The sequence below is a fragment of the Cupriavidus sp. OV096 genome (assembly GCF_900115455.1).
Lineage (GTDB): Bacteria > Pseudomonadota > Gammaproteobacteria > Burkholderiales > Burkholderiaceae > Cupriavidus.
Genome location: NZ_FOWM01000004.1, coordinates 476550 through 495307, shown reverse-complemented (window position 1 = coordinate 495307; position 18758 = coordinate 476550). Strand labels below are relative to the sequence as shown.

The window sequence follows — 18758 nt, the reverse complement described above, 5'->3', positions numbered from 1 at the left end:
GGAAATTTCCTATGTCGATCGACGATCTGGACCGCCGTATCCTGGCGCTGCTCCAGCAGGACGCGCGCATGCCGGTGAAGGCGCTGGCGGAGCAGGTGGGGCTGTCGTCGCCGGCGGCGTCGGAGCGGCTGCGGCGGCTGGAGGAGCGCGGGGTGATCCGCGCCTTTACCGTGGATGCCGAACCGCGCACGCTCGGCTACCCGATGCAGGCCATCGTCCGCATCCGGCCGCTGCCGGGGAAGCTCCAGCAGGTGCAGAAGCTGATCGAATCGATTCCCGAATTCGGCGAATGCGACAAGGTGACCGGGGACGACTGCTTTATCGGACGGCTGTACCTCCGCTCCATCGAGCACCTGGACCATATTCTCGAGCGGATTACCGATATGGCGGAGACCAGTTCGTCCATCGTCAAATCCCAGCCGGTCAGGCGGCGGCTGCCGCCGCTCTGACAAGGATTCAGGTGTCGAATAACGCATTATTGCGATTTGAGACAAAGTCGCCGAAGTGTGCCAATCCTGTTGTGTTGTCAATCCCCCCACAGCGGGTTGGCCGGCGCAAGACCACTCCCTGACACTCCACGCCGCCGGGCATCGTAGATTTGCCCGCGGGTACGCGCTGCGGGTCGCTGCGCGGGGAAAGACATCATAAGAAAGAGGTCAGGGATGAAATCGAGGATTTTGTTGACGGGTTTGGCGGCTGCGGTGCTTTCGGCCTGCGGCGGCGGCTCCGGGGATGGCACCACCAGCACGCCGGCCGGCGGTTCGGGCAGCGCGCCGGTGACCACCAAGATCAGCGGCACGGCTGCGGTCGGTGCGGCGCTGGCTGGCGCCACGGTCCAGGCGAAATGCGCCACGGGTAGCGGCACGGCCACCACGGCCGCTGACGGCACGTTCACCCTCAATATCGACAACGCTGTGCGTCCGTGCGTGCTGGCCGTGACCACGCCGGACGGCACGACGCTGCACTCGGTGGTGGAAGGCGGCTCCGGCACCAGCGCCGTGGCCAACATCACGCCGCTGACCGAACTGCTGACCGCCGCGCTGGCGGGTGGCAGCACCACGACGTTCTTCACCCAGTTCGACAAGAACGCCCAGAACCTCGTCACCGCGGACGGCCTGACCAAGGCCAACAACGCCGTGAGCCTGGTCCTGACCGGCGTGGTCGACCTGACGGGCATCGACCCGTTCAAGGCACCGCTGGTGGCCGCCAACGGCAGCAACGCCGGCAATGCGCTGGACAAGCTGCTGGACCAACTGATGGCACGCCTGGCCACGGCGAAGACCACGCTGGCCGACCTGTCGTCGGCAGTGGGCAGCAACGCCGGTGCAACCGCCATCGGCACGATCCTGCAGCCGGCCTCGGCCACCTGCGCGGGGCTGCGCACGGGCAACTATTTCCTGATGGCGGTAGGCGGCGGTGGCGGTGCGTTCAAGTTTGACGCCAACACCACGTCGCTCATCCCGCTGACCAGCTTCAGCCCGGATGCCGAACCGGGCCCCGCCCTGCCGCTTACGCCCGTTGGCGGCGATGACTGCCACTTCGCTGCCGGCATCGCCCCATACGGGTTCGACATCATGATGGCGAAGTCGGGCATGGGCATGTTCGTGCCGCCGACCACCTCCGGCGTCATTCCCGCCCTGATCGTCCCGGCGCAGACCCTGCCGCTGGCGGAACTGGCCGGCAACTGGAACGGCCTGGGCTTCGAGCGGGACGACTCCACCGTGGCGTTCGCCCCGACGCGCGTGACGTTCACCCTGAACGCGGACGGCAAGATGACCGCGGGCTCGGATTGCACGGGGACCAGCGCCTGCACGCCATGGGCCGCCGAGGAACTGGCCGAGGTCTCTGCCAACCCCCAGGGCGGCTTCAGCCTGACCTATACCTCGGGCGGTGTGGCGCAAGCCGTGGCCTTCAAGGGCACCGATGGCCTGATCACCGCCGTGATCTCGCATGGCAACGGCATCGTGGTCGCCACCAAGGCGATCGCGCGCGCGGTGCCGGTGGTCGGCACGACCAATTCGTACTGGGACACCACGGCCTTCGCCGACGGCACGATCCTGATGGAACAGGCGTCGACGACGATCACTGCGGCAGATCCGGTGACCGGCGTCTACTCGCGCCTGCGCGGCGACGGCCGTCCGGACACCTGGACGCAGAACAGCCCGCTGCCGGGCCTGCGTTATCGCGCGGCCGCCGCCAGCGTGCGCGAGGGCATTGCCATGACGCTGAACAACACCGGCGTGGGCGTGATGATCAGCCTCAGCGCGCCGGTGCCGTTCTTCGACATCTCGGTGAACCGTCCGCAGTAAGCACTACACCGCTGTACGCATGACAGAAGCCCGCCTTCCGGCGGGCTTCCTCGTTTCTGCGCCCGGATCAGCCGGCTCAGGTCAGCGAGATGCCGCCGTCCACGCGCAGGTTCACGCCGGTGATGAAGCTCCCGGCATTGCCTGCCAGCATCACGGCGGCCGATGCCACCTCGTCGGCGCGGCCCAGCCGGCCCAGCGGGATGGCGGCGGCCATGGCGGCCTCGAAGCCGGGGCGCTCGGCCGGGCCGACGCCCAGCTTGGCCAGGATCGGCGTCTCGGTCGGGCCCGGGCTGATCACGTTGACGCGAATGCCGCGTCCCTTGAACTCCAGCGCCCAGTTCCGCGCGAAGGCTTCGATGGCGGCCTTGCTGCCGGCATAGACCGCGTGGCCGTCGAGCACCTTGCCGCTGGCAATCGAGCTGACCAGCAGCACCGCGCCGCCGTTGCGCAGCACCGGCGCAATCTTCTGCACGCCGAAGAACACCGCCCGGGTGTTGGTGGCGAAGTGGGTGTCGTACTCGTCGATGCCGACCTGTGCGGATTCGGTGATGATGTTCATCCCGGCGTTGGCCACGTAGATGTCGGCGCCGCCGAAGCGCTCGGCAACGAGGGCGGCCACGCGGTCGTGGGTGGCGAGATCGGCGATGTCGCCGGTCAGGCCGACTGCCTTCGCGCCCAGTTCGGCCACGGCGGCCTCCACGGCGTCGTTGCGGCGCCCGACGATCACCACATGGGCGCCCTGGTCGACGAATTGACGGGCGATGGCGAAACCGATGCCACTGTTGCCGCCGGTAACGACGGCGACCTTTCCTGCTAGCGTGTTCATATGCGTTCCTCGATAACCCTGATGGGTTTGCCTACGCATTTAGCCAGAGCGGGCCGGGGCCTCCCAGCCCTACAATAGACCCATCACTTGTGCCAACCTGTCATCAATGTCGATCGAACGCCTGCATGGCTTGTCCGCCTTCGTCCGCGCCGTGGAAGCGGGCTCGTTCACGGCCGCCGCGCGGCGGCTCGGCACCACGCCCTCGGCGGTGTCCAAGAGCATTGCGCGGCTGGAGGCGCGGCTGGGCGTGAAGCTGTTCCACCGCTCGACGCGCGCCTTCGAGCTGACCGACGAGGGGCAGGCCTACTACGGGCGCGTGGCGTCGCTGGTGCGGGGGCTGGAGGAGGCCGCCGAGGTGCTGGGCACCCCGTCCACGGCGGTGGGCACGCTGCGCATCAGCATGCCGAGCGACCTCGCGCGCTCGCTGCTGGGGCCGGTCACGGCGATCCTGATGCCGCGCCATCCCCGGCTGGCGCTGGAGGTCAGCGTCAGCGACCAGCATGTCGATTTGATCCGTGAAGGCTTCGACCTGGCCCTGCGCGCCGGGCAGGTGGTCGACAGCGGCCTGTTCGCCAAGCCGCTGGCGGACCTGCCGCTGGTGCTGGTGGCCTCCCCGGACTATCTGGAGCGGCACGGCGTGCCACGCACGGTGGCGGATCTGGCCGCGCACCGGCACGTGCGCTACCGGCTGGCCGGGCAGGTGGTGCCGATCGCCTTTGCCGATGGGGCGCGCGTGCCGCTGGAAGGCGCGTTCGACTCGGACAGCGGCGAGGCGCTGCGCACCGCCGCCGTCAACGGGCTGGGCATCGCCCAGATCCTGCGCACGGCTGTGCAGGCCGATCTCGACGCCGACCGCCTGCGCGTGGTGCTACCCGATGTCGGCCTGCGGCCCGTGCCGCTGCAGGTGCTGCACAGCTTCGGGCGGCGCCTGCCCGCCCGCGCGAAGGTGTTCATCGACTTCGTCGCGGCGGCACTCAACCGATCGGCGCCGGGATCAGATCCGGCTCGGGGTTGAAGTCGGTCAGGCAGTTCAGCGCCTGCGCGCGGATCGCATCGGTCATGAAGTCGATAAACACGCGGATGCGCGTGGGCAGGTGCTGCCGGCTCAGGTAGCAGAGGTAGTGCCCGCGGTCGTCGGGCGCGTAGCGGCCCATCGCCACCACCAGTTGCCCGGCGGCCAGGGGCTCGGCGATCTGGTACCCGGCCAGCTGCGCGATGCCCCAGCCCTGCAGGACCGCATGCAGGACCAGGTCGGCGTCGTTGAACGTGAGCCGCGCGGTCGGCATGACCTTGCGCAGTTGCCCCTCCACCTTGAACTCCCATTCGAAGACCCGCCCGCTGGCAAAGCGGAAGTTGATGCAGGTATGCCGGCTCAGGTCTTCCAGCGCATCGGGCAGGCCGTGCCGCGCCACGTAGGCGGGCGACGCGCACAGCGCCATCTGCATCGGAATCAGCTGCTTGGCGATGATGCTGGAGTCCTCGATGCGCCCGTTGCGGAAGGCCACGTCGACCTGCTCGGAGGCGAAGTCGGTGGGCCGGTCGTCGAGCAGCAATTCGATGGCGATCTCGGGATAGGCGGCCATGAATGGCTCCAGCAGCGGTGCCACCACCTTCCGGCCAAAGCCCACGGTGGCGCTGATGCGGATCATGCCGCGCGGCGGGCCTTCGCGCAGCTCCAGCATGTCGTTCATGGCCTCGACGATATGCGTGACGCCCTGATGACAATTCTCGAAAAAGCGCTGGCCCTCGCGTGTCAGTTGTGTGGTGCGCGTGGTACGCAGGAACAGCCGCGTGCTCAGCTGCGTCTCCAGCTTCTGCACGTTGCGGCTCACCGCCGAGCGGCCGATGCCGAGGCGCTCGCCGGCCTTGGCGAAGCTGCCCTCGCTGGCCACCGCCATGAAGGCCATGATGCCGGCGTAGCTCGCCGCAAAGCCCGTGGACAGCGCATCGGCGCGATTCGGGAGGCTGACGCGGAAGCCACGTTCCATGGCCTCCCCGGGCGCCAAGGGCGTCGCCGGGACGATCGATGCCACGCCTGCCGCCGGGTCCAATGTGTCGGATCGGTTCATTCCTGCTGTTCCCCAGTCGAAGCGGTTGCGGATCGATATACGTAAGTCGTACGGGAGTCGCCGAGTGCATGACTGAGTTTCCGGGGCCGGACTGCTACTCTGCAATCCAAGCCCACCTCACCCTCGAAAACGCCATGGACACCCTCCCGAACCCCCTCACTTCCGCCACCGCCGCTGGCGATGCGTCGGGAGAGCAACCGGGCGCTCCGGTCATTGCGTTTCATCGTCGGCAGATGTACCCGCACCTGACCGCCGCAGACATCGCCCGGATCGCGCCTTATGGCGCTGAACGGACCTGGCGTGCCGGCGAACTGGTGGTGCGCACCGGCGACCCGGCCAGCGGGCTGGTGCTGGTGGTGGAAGGGCGGGTGCGCATCGTCCAGCGTGACGGCATCGGCGACAGCACGCTGGTCACGGAACACGGCCCGGGCAACTTCCTGGCCGAGATCGGCCAGCTTTCCGGCATGCCGGAACTGGTGGACGGCATCGCCATGGAGGATGTGCGCGCCATCGTCGTGCGCCCGGCCTGCCTGCGCTCCCTGATGGTGGCGGAGGCGGTGCTCGGCGAACTGATCATGCAGGCGCTGATCCTGCGCCGCACGGCGATGATCCAGCGCGGGCGCGGCCCGTCGCTGGTCGGCCACGGCAGCGACGCCGCCATGGTCGAACTCCAGGCCTTGCTGCGCCGCAACAATTACCCCTACTCGGTGTTCGATCTCGACACCGACGAGGACGCCGCCGGCATGCTGCGCAAGTTCGACGCCCACGAGGCCGACCTCCCGCTGATGATCTGCCCCAACGGCACGGTGCTGCGCCGCCCCGATACCACGCAGGTGCTGGCCTGCCTCGGCTTGCTGCCCGAACTCGACAAGGACCGCGTCTACGACGTCGGCATCATCGGCGCCGGCCCGGCGGGACTCGCCGCCGCCGTCTACGCGGCGTCCGAAGGCCTGCGCGTGATCGTGCTGGACGCCCTCTCGCCCGGCGGGCAGGCGGGCGCCAGCGCGCGCATCGAGAACTACCTCGGCTTTCCGGCGGGCATCTCGGGCCACACGCTGACCGCCAATGCCTACGCCCAGGCGCAGAAGTTCGGCGCGCATATCGCGAGCCCCGTCGAAGTCGCCCGGCTGGACTGCGGCACGGTGCACAAGGTGCGTACCAAGGCCGGCGATACGGTGCGCGCGCGCACGATGATCATCGCCAGCGGCGCCGCCTACCGTCGCCCGCCGATCCCGAACCGGGCGATGTTCGAGGGCCGGGGACTCTATTACTGGGCATCGCCGGTGGAAGCCAAGCTCTGCGCCAGCCAGGAAGTGGTGCTGGTGGGCGGCGGCAACTCGGCCGGCCAGGCCGCCGTGTTCCTCGGCGCGCACGCCGCGCACGTGCATATCGTGATCCGGGGGGCGAGCCTCGAACAGAGCATGTCCCGGTACCTGATCGACCGCATCGCCGCGCAGCCCAACATCACCGTCCATGCGCATACCGAAGTGACGGACCTGAGCGGCGACGCCCGGCTCACCGGCGTGGTGCTCCGCAACCGCGAGACGGGTGTGGAAGAGAAGAAAGCGATTCAGCATGTGTTCCTGTTCACCGGCGCCGACCCGAATACGGCATGGCTGGGCGGTTGCCAGGTGGGTCTGGATCAGAAGGGCTTCGTGCTGACAGGCACCCTGGCCGGACAGCCGACCAACACGCTGGAAACCTGCGTGCCGGGCATCTTCGCCATCGGCGATGTGAGGTCCGGATCGACCAAGCGCGTGGCCACCGCCGTGGGCGAAGGGGCTGTGGTCGTCTCGCAGATTCACGGCTACCTGGCTGCCGCGCAGGAAGCGGCCTGAGCGTGCCCACCTAAGGGTGCCCACCTAGGGCACCCACCCGGAGCCGGTGCGCGGGCCGCCGCGGGGATTACGCCGCCAGCGACAGCTTGGCCAGCTCGGCCCGGCCGGCCGCCAGTTGCAGGGCCACACGCGCCACGCGCGCACCCAGGTAGGCTGAAGTCTTGAGGTCCGCCGCGGTGGCGCCGTCATCGGCGCAGACATCCGCATCGCTCTGGGCCGCCGCGCCAAGGAAGTAGCCATGACGATTCATGCTGTCCTCGGTGGAGCCGGAGTGGTTGTGGCCGGGCGGCAGGCCCAGGTTGACCCAGTGCATGCCGAGCTGCGCGGCGTAAATCGCCAGTTGCTGCAGCGTGTTCAGCTTGTCACCGGAGCGCGAGGCCGCGTTGGTGAAACCGGCGGCCACCTTGTCTTTCCAGGCGCCGGTGGCGAACACGGTCTGCGACGAGGCGTCCATGAACGCCTTGAACTGCGCGGAGGCGCTACCCATATAGGTGGGCGTGCCGAAGATGACCGCGTCGACCGATTCCAGGTCCTTCCAGTGCGCGTCGACGTCTTCCACGGGAATCAGCACGCTCCTTACCCCCATGACACTGGCGGCGCCCGCGTGCACGGCTTCCGCCTGTCGGCGCGTGTGACCATACCCACTGTGGTACACCACCGCGACGCGTACTGCATTGTTCATGCTTGCTTCTCACTAAAGACTTCGATGCCGGCCGGTTTTTCGGCCTGTTCTGGACTTGCTTCGATGGTAATTAGGGGCCAATGTGACGTAAATGACAGCGTTCCCATAATTCCTGCCAAGCTGCCAGCCGCGTTCGGCACGTACCGGGCATCGGCCGGGCGATTGGTGCGTACGGGGAAACTTCGTGGCCGCGCCAGGTGTCTTGTTCACCATCCCGCGCCTGACTAGACTCGCTCTGACAGTGTCCCGATCCAGCCTGCGCCAGCGTGGGCCCCCCGACTCCCCGATGAGACAAGACCCGTATCGCGTGCCAACGGCTGTGCTGCCGACCCTGCTGCGCCGAATTCCCGCCGTGCAGCACACGCAGTCCCTGGGTGACGCGCTGCGGATCCTGGCCCAGCATCCCACCGCCAGCGCGGTGGCCGTGCTGAGGGGGGAGGTGCCGGTGGGGGTGATCTGCCGCGAGCTGATTGGCGACGTGGTGCGGCTGCCGTGCTACCGGGGCTGGATCCATCGTGAACACTGCGTGCAGTTCGTCTCGCACGCGCCGCACCGGCTCTGCATCGATGCCACGGTCATCGAGCTGGCGCGGGCACTGACACCGACGCTGCACCGGCACCCGGCGGACCCGCTGGTCGTGACCCGGGACGGTGCCTACCTCGGCATGGTCGAACGCCCTGCGCTGATGCAGGCCGTGATCGATCTGCGCCACGTGCCGCCGGGTCCGCCGGGTCCACCAGGCAGCCCGACATCCGCCGGTCACGGTCTTGCGCCAGATTGTCCGCAAGACTTAACATCCACCGATTTCAGCGCTACCAGCCATGGGCCAGACACCTACGCCGTACGCAGGGAACATTGAACAGATGCCACGCAATATTCTTTTCGTGGTCTATCCCGAAGTGAGCCTGCTCGACCTGGCCGGACCGCAAACCGTGTTCTGGGCCGCTTCCCGCTACGCGCACGAGCACGGGCTGGCGGGCTACCGTTGTCATACCGCCAGCCTGGATGGCGGCGCCGTACCGTCGGCGGAAGGCACGATGCTGCAGGTCGAGTCGCTGGAGACGTTCGATCTGCGCCTTGTCGACACGGTGATCGTGCCGGGCTCCCCAAAGATCATCGACGTGGCCCAGCATTCCGCGTCGCTGATCGCCTGGCTGCACGACGCGCCGTGCAAGGTGCGGCGCGTGGCGTCCGTGTGCACCGGCGCCTTCCTGCTGGGCTTCGCCGGCCTGCTCGACGGCAAGCGTGCCACCACCCACTGGGCGATGCGCGACCGCTTCCACGAGCTGTTTCCCAGCGTGGACCTGGACGCCGACGCCATCTTCGTGCAACAGCAGCATCTCTGGACCTCGGCCGGCGTCACCACCGGCATCGACCTCGCGCTCGCCATGGTGGAGGCCGACTACGGCCACGAGGTGGCGCTGAACACCGCCAAGGAACTCGCGGTGTACATGAAGCGGCCCGGCGCGCAACCGCAACTGAGCGAGATGCTGATCACGCAGAGCCGGCAGGTGCCGGTGTTCGAGTCGCTCCATATGTGGATCGTGCAAAACCTGTCCCGGGCCGAGCTTTCCGTCGAGCAGCTGGCCGACTATGTCGGCATGAGCCCGCGCAACTTCGCACGGGTCTACAAGCAGAAGACCGGCCGCACGCCGGCCAAGGGCGTGGAGCTGTTCCGGCTCGAAGCCGCCCGGCGGGCGCTCCAGGACCAGAACCGGGCCATCGACCAGATTGCCAACGAATGCGGCTTCGGCAGCGAGGAGCGCATGCGCGTGACCTTCCAGCGCCACTTCGGCCTCTCCCCCAGCGAATACCGCCTGCAGGTGAACCGCTAGCCTTCTTTTTGTACGTCTCCTTGTGATTGGTGCGAAACAGGAAACACCGTGCGCTTGGCGTCGGTCTGGCGCCACGCGCCGCCGGTGTCTAGCATGAGGGTGAATTCATCCCCCCTCGGCAACGCAGCACTCAGCAAGGAGAAGCATCATGAAGATTGTGGTCATTGGCGGAACCGGCCTCATTGGCACGAAGGTCGTGGCGCGTCTCGTCGCGCAAGGGCATGACGTGGTGGCGGCCTCGCCGAAGTCGGGCGTCAACGCGCTGACCGGCGAAGGGCTGGACAAGGCGCTGGCCGGTGCCAAGGTGGTGGTGGACGTGGCGAACTCGCCCTCGTTCGCCGACGACGCGGTGCTGCACTTCTTCGAGACGTCCGGCCGCAACCTGGCCGCCGCCGAGAAGGCCGCCGGGGTCGCCCATCATGTGGCGTTGTCGGTGGTCGGCACGGACAAGCTCGCGCAGAGCGGCTATTTCCGCGGCAAGATCGCCCAGGAAGCGCTGATCCGGGGCGCCGGCATCCCCTACACCATCGTCCGCTCCACGCAGTTCCTCGAATTCCTCGGCGCCATCGTCCAGTCGGCGGGAGACAGCGACACGCTGCGCATCACGCCCGCGCTGATCCAGCCGATTGCCTCGGATGACGTGGCAGACGCCGTGGCGGACGCCGCCCTGGCCGCGCCGGTCAACGGCATCGTCGACATCGCCGGCCCGGAGCGTTTCCAGATGAGCGGCCTCGTACAGCGCTACCTCAAGGCCACCGGCGCTACCAAGACCGCCGTGGCGGATCCGGACGCGCGCTACTTCGGCGCCGAACTCCAGGAGGGCACGCTGGTGCCGGAAGGGGAGGCGCGGCTCGGCCACATCAGCTTCAGCGACTGGATGCATCGATAACAACCAGCCGGGAGACACGATGGATAACGAGAGGCTGGAACCTCCACCGCTGACGCTGCTCGACCGATACCGGGGCCAGGGCTTCACCGCGCTGTATACGACCACCGTCACGGTATCGGGCGGCACGGCGGAGCACGGCCGTGCATCCGGGGTGGCGAGATCCGATGACGGCAATCTGATGCTGGACCTGCGGCTGCCCGCCGCGCTGGGCGGCCCGGGCAGCGGCACCAATCCCGAGCAGCTCTTCGCGGCGGGCTTTGCCGCCTGCTTCCACGGCGCGCTGAGCCTGATCGCGAAGCGCGCGCACGTCGATGTCGCAGCAATGACCGTGGCCGTCGAGGTCGCGTTCGGGCGCGACCCCGCCGATGGCGCCTACGCGCTGATCGCGGACGTCCGCATCCGCATGCCGGGTGTGGAACGGCACGTGGCCGAGGAGCTTGTGCGCAATACCGAGCGCATGTGCCCCTACGCCAAGATGGCCCGCGAGGGCATGCGAAGCGTCATCGCCATCGCCCACTGAGTACACCCTCGATTGGTGCCTGCGCGGCAACAGCGTGCGTACCGTGGCGGTACTTCCGGTCCACCGCCCCTCCACCTACGATTCATCCCAAGCAGGACGGCAACCAAGCCGCACCGCCGCAGTGTCCCCGCACTGCAGCGGTGCCCTGCCCTCCCGTAGGTATCCCATCGCTGCCGTGCCCGGCGGCACCCCTGGCTGAGATAAAGAGGAAACGACCATGAAACAAAGGATTCTGATTGTGGGCGGCGGCTTCGCCGGCGTCTGGTCCGCACTCGGTGCGGCGCGTGTCGTGGACATGGAGCGCAACGCGGACACCGTGGTCGAGATCACGCTGGTATCGCCCAAGGCCGAGCTGCACGTGCGCCCCCGCCTGCATGAAGCCCAGCCTGAGCAGATGGCCGTGCCCCTGCTGCCGCTGCTGAACGCGGTCAACGTGAAGTTCATCGAAGGCACCGTCGACCGGGTTCACCCGGGCGACCGCAGCGTCGATGTGACCACCACCTCCGGCGACACGCAGTCGGTCAGCTATGACCGCCTGGTGCTGACCAGCGGCAGCCGCCTGTTCCGTCCGCCCCTGCCGGGCCTGACCGAGCATGCCTTCGCGGTGGACCAGATCGACGAGGCCGTGAAGCTGCGCGAGCACCTGCAGGGCCTGGCCGCGCGCCCGAGCACGGCCTCCCGCAATACCTTCGTGGTGGTCGGCGGCGGCTTCACCGGCCTGGAAGTGGCGACCGAGCTGCCCGAGCGCCTGCGCGCCATCTTCGGCAAGGACTACCAGCCGCGCATCGTGGTGGTGGAGCGTAACGAGGCCATCGGCCCCGACCTCGGCCCGGGCCCGCGTCCGCAGATTCTGGAAGCGCTGGACCAGCTTCGCATCGAAACCCGCCTGGGTGCGGGTGTGGTGTCGATGGACGCCACCGGCGTGGTCACGGCCACCGGCGAGCGCATCGACACCGACACCATCATCTGGACCGGCGGCATGGTGGCCAGCACGCTGACCAAGCAGGTGTCCCCGAACCTGGACCGCCAGGGCCGCATGGACGTGACGCCTGACCTCCGCGTGATCGGCGCCAAGGACGTCTTCGGCGCCGGCGACGTGGTGCGCGCGCTCACCGACGACCAGGACCACTACTCGCTGATGTCCTGCCAGCACGCGCTGTTCATGGGCCGCTTTGCCGGCCACAACGTGGCCGCCGACCTGCTGGGCCTGCCGACGCTTGACTACAGCCAGCCGTTCTACGCCACCTGCCTGGACCTGGGCAGCTGGGGCGCGGTCTACACCGAAGGCTGGGACCGTCAGGTCAAGCTGACGCACGCCGAAGGCAAGGAACGCAAGATGATGATCAACACCCAGTGGATCTACCCGCCCGCGCCAGTGCGCGAGCAGGCGCTGGCCGCCGGGAACCCGAACATCACGTTCTAAGCCGTCCCGCTTCTCTCCATCCTGTCTCCTCCATCCCGTTTGACCGACGGCTTCCTCCTCCGGGGCCGTCGGTTCTTTTTTTGTCGTCCGTATCCGGGGCGATTGGTGCGGACTTGGAAACGCGGCCTCCCGGGCATGCGTCTTGTTGGCTGCCGTCTGCCTGCCTAGACTTCCAGCAACTGAAATTGTTGTCTGCAAGACCCGGAGCCCATCGTGAAATCCCTGCCACCGAAGTCCCCTCACGGCTGCGCCCCCCTCGAACCGCTGATCTACATCGTCGATGACGACCCCGGCATGAACGACGCCCTGGCGAACCTGCTGCGCTCCGTCGGCATGCGCTCGCGTTCCTTCCTCACGGCGGAAGAGTTCCTGGCGGTGAAAATCGACGACTCGCCCAGTTGCGTGGTGCTCGACGTGCGCCTGCGGGTGGCCAACGGGCTGGAGGTGCAGCGCGAGATGAACCAGCGCGGCATGTGCCTGCCGGTGGTCTTCATCACCGGCTATGGCGATATCGAGATGTCGGTGCGGGCGATGAAGGCCGGCGCGGTGGATTTCCTGACCAAGCCGTTCCGGGACCAGGATTTCCTCGACGCGGTGTCGGCGGCAATTGCCGTCGATCGCACCAAGCGTCACGCGCTGCAATGCGGCGACGACCTGCGCGCCCGTTATGCCACGCTCAGCGAGCGCGAGCGGGAAGTGATGACGCTGGCCGCCTCGGGCCTGATGAACAAGCAGATTGCCGGGAAGATGGGGATCAGCGAGGTCACCATCAAGATCCATCGCGCCCGGGCCATGCGCAAGATGGCAGCGCGCACCTTCGCCGATTTGGTGAAGATGGCGCTGGAACTCGGCCTGTGCCCGCCACGCGGGGCCAGCCCGGCCGCGCCGCGCCCGGGAGATGGCGCGGCCCAGCCGGCGGCGATGGGTTACTGAGTTACTGAGCGTCCTCGGCCTCTTGCCGATGGATGTCGTGCGTCACGAACGGTTCCTCATGCGTGGGCATGGCCAGCCATTCCGGACGGCTCAGCGTGTCGCGGATATCGTCCAACCCGCTGGTCCAGTGTTCCCGCATCGTCAGCGGCCCGAACTGGAAGTCCTTCGCACTGCCTTCGAACGATTTATCGCGGTAAATCAGCTGGATCACGTTGCGGCGCGCATCGCAGGCGCTTGCCGCCGCGCGCAGGTAGGCCTCGGTCTGGCGGCGCGCCGGGGGCACCAGCGCCAGCACGTCGTTGAGCAGGCGGCGGAAGTTCTGCTGCTCGCTCATCGAGTCGGTAATGAGGCGCGTGCGGCTGGAATACTGCACGTCCTTCTGGCGCGTGGCCACCGCCATCAGGTCTTCCGGTAGCGCGCCCTGGGCGCTCCACAGGTCCACCTGGAAGATCAGCGCGTTGCGGCGCGGCTTGGCCTGCAGGATGGCCGACAGCGGGGTATTGGAGACCAGGCCGCCGTCCCAGTAGTACTCGCCGTCGATCTCCACGGCCGGAAAGCCGGGCGGGAGCGCGCCGGAGGCCATGAAGTGCTCGGCGCGCAGCGTGATCTGGGTATTGTCGAAATAGACGAAGTTGCCCGTGCGCACGTTCACGGCGCCCACCGACACGCGCATGTCGGCATGGCGGTTGATGCGGTCGAAGTCGGCAAAGCGCTCCAGCGTGGCCTTCAGCGGCGAGGTGTCGTAGTAGCTCGCGCTGTGGGCGCCCGGCGTGCGCCACACGCGCGGCGAGAAGAAGCCGCGCTGGCCCTCGACCAGTGCGCGTGCGGCCTCGATGCCATCGAACCAGATGCGCAGCGGGTCTGGCCAGTGCTGGGCGCTGTCGGCAATCGTCTCGTACGGGAACAGGCTGGGCAGCCAGGGCTGCCGGCAGATATGGGCCCAGAACTCGCGCAGCCGCGCCACCCGGTGCTCGGGGGCGTTGCCGGCGATGATGGCCGCATTCAGCGCGCCGATGGAGATGCCCGCCACCCAGTTCGGCTCGATGCCGGCCTCGGCCAGCCCTTCGTAGACGCCCGCCTGATAGGAGCCCAGCGCGCCGCCGCCTTGCAGCACCAGCGCCCGCACGGCATAGCCGCGATCCACTTCGATTCTTGCCCGCGCGGCGCCGGAGCTGCCCTGCAGGGGTTGCTTCTCGAGAAACATGTCTTCTCCTCGCCTCGGTTGGCGTGTGGCGCCCCGGGGTTTCCCACGGGGCGCCCGTCGCCCTTACTGCATGTACCAGCCGTGGCTGACCACGAACGACTGCCCGGTCAGCGCGGTGGAGGGGAAGGCGCACAGGAACAGCGCCGTCTCGGCCACGTCCTCCACGGTGGTGAACACGCCATCCACGGTGCCGCCCAACATCACGCGGCGCACCACCTCTTCCTCGCTGATGCCCAGCTCGCGCGCCTGCTCCGGAATCTGCTTGTCCACCAGCGGCGTGCGCACGAAGCCGGGGCAGATCACGTGCGAGCGCACGTTGTGCTCGCCGCCTTCCTTGGCCACCACGCGCGCCAGGCCCAGCAGCCCGTGCTTGGCGGCCACGTAGGCGCACTTCAGCGGGGAAGCCTCGTGCGAATGGACCGAGCCCATGTAGATCACCGTACCGCCCCGGTTGTCGCGGTACATGTGCTTGAGCGCCGCGCGCGTGGTCAGGAAGGCGCCGTCGAGGTGGATGGCCTGCATGCGCTTCCAGTCCGCGAAGCTGTATTCGTGGATCGGGGCGACGATCTGGATGCCGGCGTTGGAGATCAGGATGTCCACGCCGCCGAAGCGCTCCGCCACCGCCGCCGTGGCGGACTCGACGGCATCCTCGTTGGTCACGTCCATGGCCACGCCCATGGCCAGGCCGCCAGCGGCCTCGATCTCGGCCGCGACCTTGTTGGCGGCGTCCGCGTTGAGATCGGCCACGGCTACGGCCGCGCCCTCACGGGCCAACGTTTCTGCGATGGCCTTGCCGATGCCGCTTGCCGCGCCGGTCACGATGGCCGATTTGCCTTGGAGCTTCATGTTTGTTTCTCCGAAAGAGGGGAAGGGAAAGAGAAAAGGGATTGGGGCTAGCGCTGGAGGTAGTCGAAGACCACCTCGCCCAGCCCGAGGGTCAGGTCGGCCACGTAGTGCTTCGCGCCCAGCACCTCCAGCACGGGCAGGTCTGCCACCGGGGCCAGCGCGTGCGGGAACAGCGACAGCGCGGCCGGGCCGCTCCAGGCGCCCTTCACGTCCACATCCTTGAGGAAGTAGCAGACCAGCTCGCAGATGCGGGCCGTGCCGTCCACATGGGGGATGATCTTCAGCAGGTAGTTGGGCGTGTTCGCCAGCGCGTCGTGCACCTCCTGCTGGTCCAGCGCCTTGTGCTTGTAGCCCATGGTGCCGGTGGCCACGCGTACCGGACCGTAGTCGAGGGTGCCCAGCAGCGTGTCGGTCTCTACCGCCAGGCGTGGCGTGGCCAGCTTCTTCGGAAAACCCCACAGCTCGCGCCCCGCCGCCAGCGGCGGGTGATCGTCGAGGAACATCGCATGGGTGTAGTTGCCGCGCCGGCCCTGGTAGATCACCGGAATCACCTGGCCGGACTCGGTGTAGTCGCCAAAGCCGGTGGAGTCCGGCATGCGGATGAATTCGTAGTGGACCACCGGTTCGGCAATCTCGAGCGGCTCCGGCACCACGGCGCGCAGCCGCTCGGGGTCGGTGCGGTAGGTGATGACGAAGAACTCCCGATGGAGAAAGCGGTACGGTCCCATCGGATAGGCCGGGCTGCAAAGCGGCGCGGCGAACGCGCGCTCCCGGATGGTCTGGACGTCCATGTGCTTGTGCCTCCTGAAGGCGGTCCGTGCGGCGCGGTCGCTGTCCCCATGACAGTGAGCCGTGACGGTCCGGTTCATTCTGGAAGGCCGGCGGGGGGGAATCCATCAGACGTGGGTATCGACCGCCGCGCGGCCAGTGCTGGCAAGGGCTGGCGGCGAATTGCGGCGGATGGGGGACGGGCCGGCGCTATACCGACGGCGCCGCCATCATCCCTGAGGCGTAGCCGATGGCGTCGGACGGATGATCGATTGTGACGACGACGGCACAGCCGGGGCCGCGCCCTACGCAATCCCGTCAGCCTTGTTACTCCCCAATCCCGACTCCGGGTGCCAAACTAGGCTGGGATCGCCCCGTACAGGACGCATAGGAGATAGCGAACCATGACGACATCAACCAAGGACATGAAGACCCCGCCGGTGGTATCGCCGGACGCCTGGGAGGCAGCGCGCCAGGCGCTGCTGGTGAAGGAGAAGGCCCAGACCCGCGCGCGCGACGCGCTGGCCGCCGAGCGCCGCCGCATGCCGTGGATGGCGGTGGACACCCCGTACACATTCGAGGGGCCCGACGGCAAGCGCAGCCTGGCGGACCTCTTCGACGGCCGGCGCCAGCTCATCGTCTACCGCGCTTTCTATGAGCCCGGCGTGCACGGCTGGCCCGAGCATGCCTGCCGGGGCTGCTCGCTGGTGGCCGACCAGATCGCCCATCCGTCCCACCTGAACGCCCGGGACACCACGCTGGTGTTCGTCTCGCGCGCGCCGCAGGCGGAGATTGCGGGGCTGAAGGCGCGCATGGGCTGGAAGGACATTCCGTGGTTCACCATCACGGACCGCTTCGATGCCGACTTTGGTGTAGACGAATGGCATGGCACCAACGTCTTTTTCCGCGACGGCGACCGCATCTTCCGCACCTACTTCCTGAACAATCGCGGCGACGAGCAGATGGGCAACACCTGGAACTGCCTCGACATCACCCCGCTGGGGCGTCAGGAACTCTGGGAGGATTCGCCCGAAGGCTACCCGCAGACGCCCACCTACAAATGGTGGAACTGGCACGACAGCTACGTGGACGGCGCAGCGCCCGACAAGAAGTGGGTCGAGATATCCACCGCCGGCGAGAAGGCATTCCGCGAAGCCTCGGCGGCGGAGAAGAAGCCCTGAACGCCGCCGCACCCTGCGGCGGCTTTCGGCAAGCCGCTTACGCCATCAGCACCGCCAGCGCGTCGCGTGCCTCCTGGCGCAACTTCTCCACGTCGAGCCCTACCACCTCGCCCTGGCGCACGACGTGCCGGCCGCGCACGAACACATCGCGTACTGGGGTCGGTTCGCCCGCCGCCACCGGGGCCGTGGCGATGTCGTGGAAGCCGGCAAAGCGCAGGCCGCCCACGTCGTAGATCGCCAGATCGGCGGACTGCCCCGGCGCCAGCGTGCCCACGCCGGGCAGGCCCAGCACCTGCGCGCCGCCGGCCGTGCCCCAGTGGATGACCTCTTCCACGCGGGTCTGCGTCGCGCCGCCGAGCGCCCGGTGCACCAGCCAAGCGAAATTAGCCTCGTGCACCATGCTGCCGGACTCGTTCGACGCCACGCCATCCACGCCGATCGACACCGGCACGCCGGCATCGGCCATCGCCCGCACCGGCGCGATGCCGCTGCCGAGCCGCGCGTTGCTGACCGGGCAGTGGGCCATGCCGGTGCCGGTACTGCCGAGCATGCGGATCTCGTCCGGCGTGACGGTGACGAGGTGGGCGAACCAGACGTCCGGGCCGAGCCAGTCGTGGTCCGCCACGAACTGCACCGGCGTGCAGCGGTACTTCTCCGCGCAGAAGCGCACGTAGTTGTCGGTCTCCGACAGATGCGTGTGCAGCCGCAGCCCCATGCCACGGGCGAAGCCGGCTACCTCGCGCAGCAGCACGGGGGGCAGCGAGAACGTGGGCGTGGTGGGCGCCACGGCCACGCGGCGCAGCCCGTCTGGCGCGGCGTCGTGGTAGCGGGCTTTCAGGCGTTCGATATCGCCGAGCATCTCGTCGAGCGTCTCCGGCACCAGCGCGGTCGCGCGCATGCCGGGATGGTCGCTGGCCGACTGGATCGCACCGCCCCGGCACAGCACCAGCCGCATGCCGAGCGCTTCGGCTTCCTCGAACAACGCGTCGCCGGTTTCCGCGCCGTGGCCGTGGTGGTAGAGGTAGTGATGGTCGGCGCAGGTGGTGGTGCCGGACAGCAGCAGCTCGGCGATGCCCAGCCGCACCGCCGTGCGGAACAGCTCGGGCGTGAAGCGCGCCAGCCGGGGGTAGGGCACGCTCGCCAGCCATGCCTGGAGATCGGCATTCATGCCCGCCGGCACCGCCTTGAGCAGGTTCTGGAACAGGTGATGGTGGGTGTTGACCCAGCCGGGATAGACCACGCAGCCGGTGGCGTCGATGACCGTCTCGTCGGCGCCCGGCACGAGCCCGGCCGCCAGTTCGGCGATGCGCCCATCACGGATGCGGATGTCGACGGCGCCCGCGCGTGCCGCGGCGCCGGCCCGGCCGGTCATCACGGCCGCCGCGCCGCGCACCAGCAGGTTGCCTTGCGGGGAAGGGGAGAGGGGAGGGGTCAT

At 68.2% G+C, this 18758-nt stretch carries 18 protein-coding genes; 11 read left to right on the top strand and 7 right to left on the bottom strand.

Going from position 1 to position 18758, the window contains the following annotated elements; genetic code table 11:
• Positions 1 to 11: 11 nt before the first annotated feature.
• A complete protein-coding gene (locus BM115_RS12440; RefSeq protein WP_092294129.1) occupies positions 12 to 449 on the top strand; it encodes an Lrp/AsnC family transcriptional regulator in 438 nt (145 codons plus the stop codon).
• 213 nt (positions 450 to 662) lie between these two features.
• Positions 663 to 2309, top strand: coding sequence for a hypothetical protein (locus BM115_RS12435; RefSeq protein ID WP_092294127.1), 1647 nt, complete (start codon positions 663 to 665; stop codon positions 2307 to 2309).
• 76 nt (positions 2310 to 2385) lie between these two features.
• Here the strand turns inward: BM115_RS12435 and BM115_RS12430 are convergent, their stop codons facing one another.
• Complete coding sequence (locus BM115_RS12430; RefSeq protein ID WP_092294125.1) at positions 2386 to 3135, bottom strand: SDR family NAD(P)-dependent oxidoreductase; 750 nt, start codon at positions 3133 to 3135, stop codon at positions 2386 to 2388.
• Positions 3136 to 3241: 106 nt separating this feature from the next.
• On the opposite strand from BM115_RS12430, the gene BM115_RS12425 reads away from it, so the two are divergent.
• Complete coding sequence (locus BM115_RS12425) at positions 3242 to 4150, top strand: LysR family transcriptional regulator (protein WP_092294123.1); 909 nt, start codon at positions 3242 to 3244, stop codon at positions 4148 to 4150.
• Here the strand turns inward: BM115_RS12425 and BM115_RS12420 are convergent.
• On the bottom strand, positions 4110 to 5123 hold the full coding sequence (locus tag BM115_RS12420) for a LysR family transcriptional regulator (RefSeq protein ID WP_092294121.1): 1014 nt from the start codon (positions 5121 to 5123) through the stop codon (positions 4110 to 4112). The genes BM115_RS12425 and BM115_RS12420 overlap by 41 nt on opposite strands.
• Before the next feature lie 215 nt (positions 5124 to 5338).
• Here BM115_RS12420 and BM115_RS12415 point away from each other — a divergent pair, with 215 nt between their 5' ends.
• Positions 5339 to 7042: an FAD-dependent oxidoreductase gene (locus BM115_RS12415; RefSeq protein ID WP_092294119.1), complete on the top strand. Its 1704-nt coding sequence runs from the start codon at positions 5339 to 5341 to the stop codon at positions 7040 to 7042.
• Between the two features lie 67 nt (positions 7043 to 7109).
• Here BM115_RS12415 and BM115_RS12410 read toward each other — a convergent pair whose 3' ends face one another.
• Positions 7110 to 7724: a flavodoxin family protein gene (locus BM115_RS12410; RefSeq protein WP_092294117.1), complete on the bottom strand. Its 615-nt coding sequence runs from the start codon at positions 7722 to 7724 to the stop codon at positions 7110 to 7112.
• Positions 7725 to 8010: 286 nt separating this feature from the next.
• Between BM115_RS12410 and BM115_RS12405 the strand changes: the two genes are divergently transcribed.
• The 6 genes from BM115_RS12405 (at position 8011) to BM115_RS12380 (ending at position 13324) form a co-directional block, all read left to right on the top strand.
• Complete coding sequence (locus tag BM115_RS12405; RefSeq protein ID WP_143093881.1) at positions 8011 to 8583, top strand: CBS domain-containing protein; 573 nt, start codon at positions 8011 to 8013, stop codon at positions 8581 to 8583.
• Between the two features lie 4 nt (positions 8584 to 8587).
• Positions 8588 to 9559, top strand: a complete 972-nt coding sequence (locus BM115_RS12400; protein WP_255370791.1) for a GlxA family transcriptional regulator — start codon at positions 8588 to 8590, stop codon at positions 9557 to 9559.
• A gap of 148 nt (positions 9560 to 9707) precedes the next feature.
• A complete protein-coding gene (locus BM115_RS12395; RefSeq protein ID WP_092294110.1) occupies positions 9708 to 10448 on the top strand; it encodes an SDR family oxidoreductase in 741 nt (246 codons plus the stop codon).
• Between the two features lie 19 nt (positions 10449 to 10467).
• On the top strand, positions 10468 to 10968 hold the full coding sequence (locus tag BM115_RS12390; protein WP_092294108.1) for an Ohr family peroxiredoxin: 501 nt from the start codon (positions 10468 to 10470) through the stop codon (positions 10966 to 10968).
• Positions 10969 to 11185: 217 nt separating this feature from the next.
• Positions 11186 to 12391 (top strand): NAD(P)/FAD-dependent oxidoreductase, encoded by a 1206-nt coding sequence (locus BM115_RS12385; RefSeq protein ID WP_092294106.1) that lies wholly within the window; start codon positions 11186 to 11188, stop codon positions 12389 to 12391.
• 213 nt (positions 12392 to 12604) lie between these two features.
• Positions 12605 to 13324: a response regulator transcription factor gene (locus BM115_RS12380; protein WP_255370790.1), complete on the top strand. Its 720-nt coding sequence runs from the start codon at positions 12605 to 12607 to the stop codon at positions 13322 to 13324.
• Position 13325: 1 nt separating this feature from the next.
• Here BM115_RS12380 and BM115_RS12375 read toward each other — a convergent pair whose 3' ends face one another.
• The 3 genes from BM115_RS12375 to BM115_RS12365 form a co-directional block, all read right to left on the bottom strand.
• A complete protein-coding gene (locus BM115_RS12375; protein WP_092294104.1) occupies positions 13326 to 14528 on the bottom strand; it encodes a DUF3734 domain-containing protein in 1203 nt (400 codons plus the stop codon).
• 63 nt (positions 14529 to 14591) lie between these two features.
• Positions 14592 to 15374 carry a 3-hydroxybutyrate dehydrogenase gene (locus tag BM115_RS12370; protein ID WP_092294102.1) on the bottom strand — a complete coding sequence of 261 codons (783 nt, stop codon included), beginning with the start codon at positions 15372 to 15374 and terminating at the stop codon, positions 14592 to 14594.
• 47 nt (positions 15375 to 15421) lie between these two features.
• Positions 15422 to 16165 (bottom strand): acetoacetate decarboxylase, encoded by a 744-nt coding sequence (locus tag BM115_RS12365; protein WP_092294100.1) that lies wholly within the window; start codon positions 16163 to 16165, stop codon positions 15422 to 15424.
• A gap of 381 nt (positions 16166 to 16546) precedes the next feature.
• Between BM115_RS12365 and BM115_RS12360 the strand changes: the two genes are divergently transcribed.
• Positions 16547 to 17323: a DUF899 domain-containing protein gene (locus BM115_RS12360; protein ID WP_092294098.1), complete on the top strand. Its 777-nt coding sequence runs from the start codon at positions 16547 to 16549 to the stop codon at positions 17321 to 17323.
• A gap of 37 nt (positions 17324 to 17360) precedes the next feature.
• On the opposite strand, the gene BM115_RS12355 is transcribed toward BM115_RS12360, so the two are convergent.
• Entirely contained in the window at positions 17361 to 18758 is a 1398-nt protein-coding gene (locus BM115_RS12355) for an amidohydrolase family protein (protein ID WP_092294096.1), read from the bottom strand.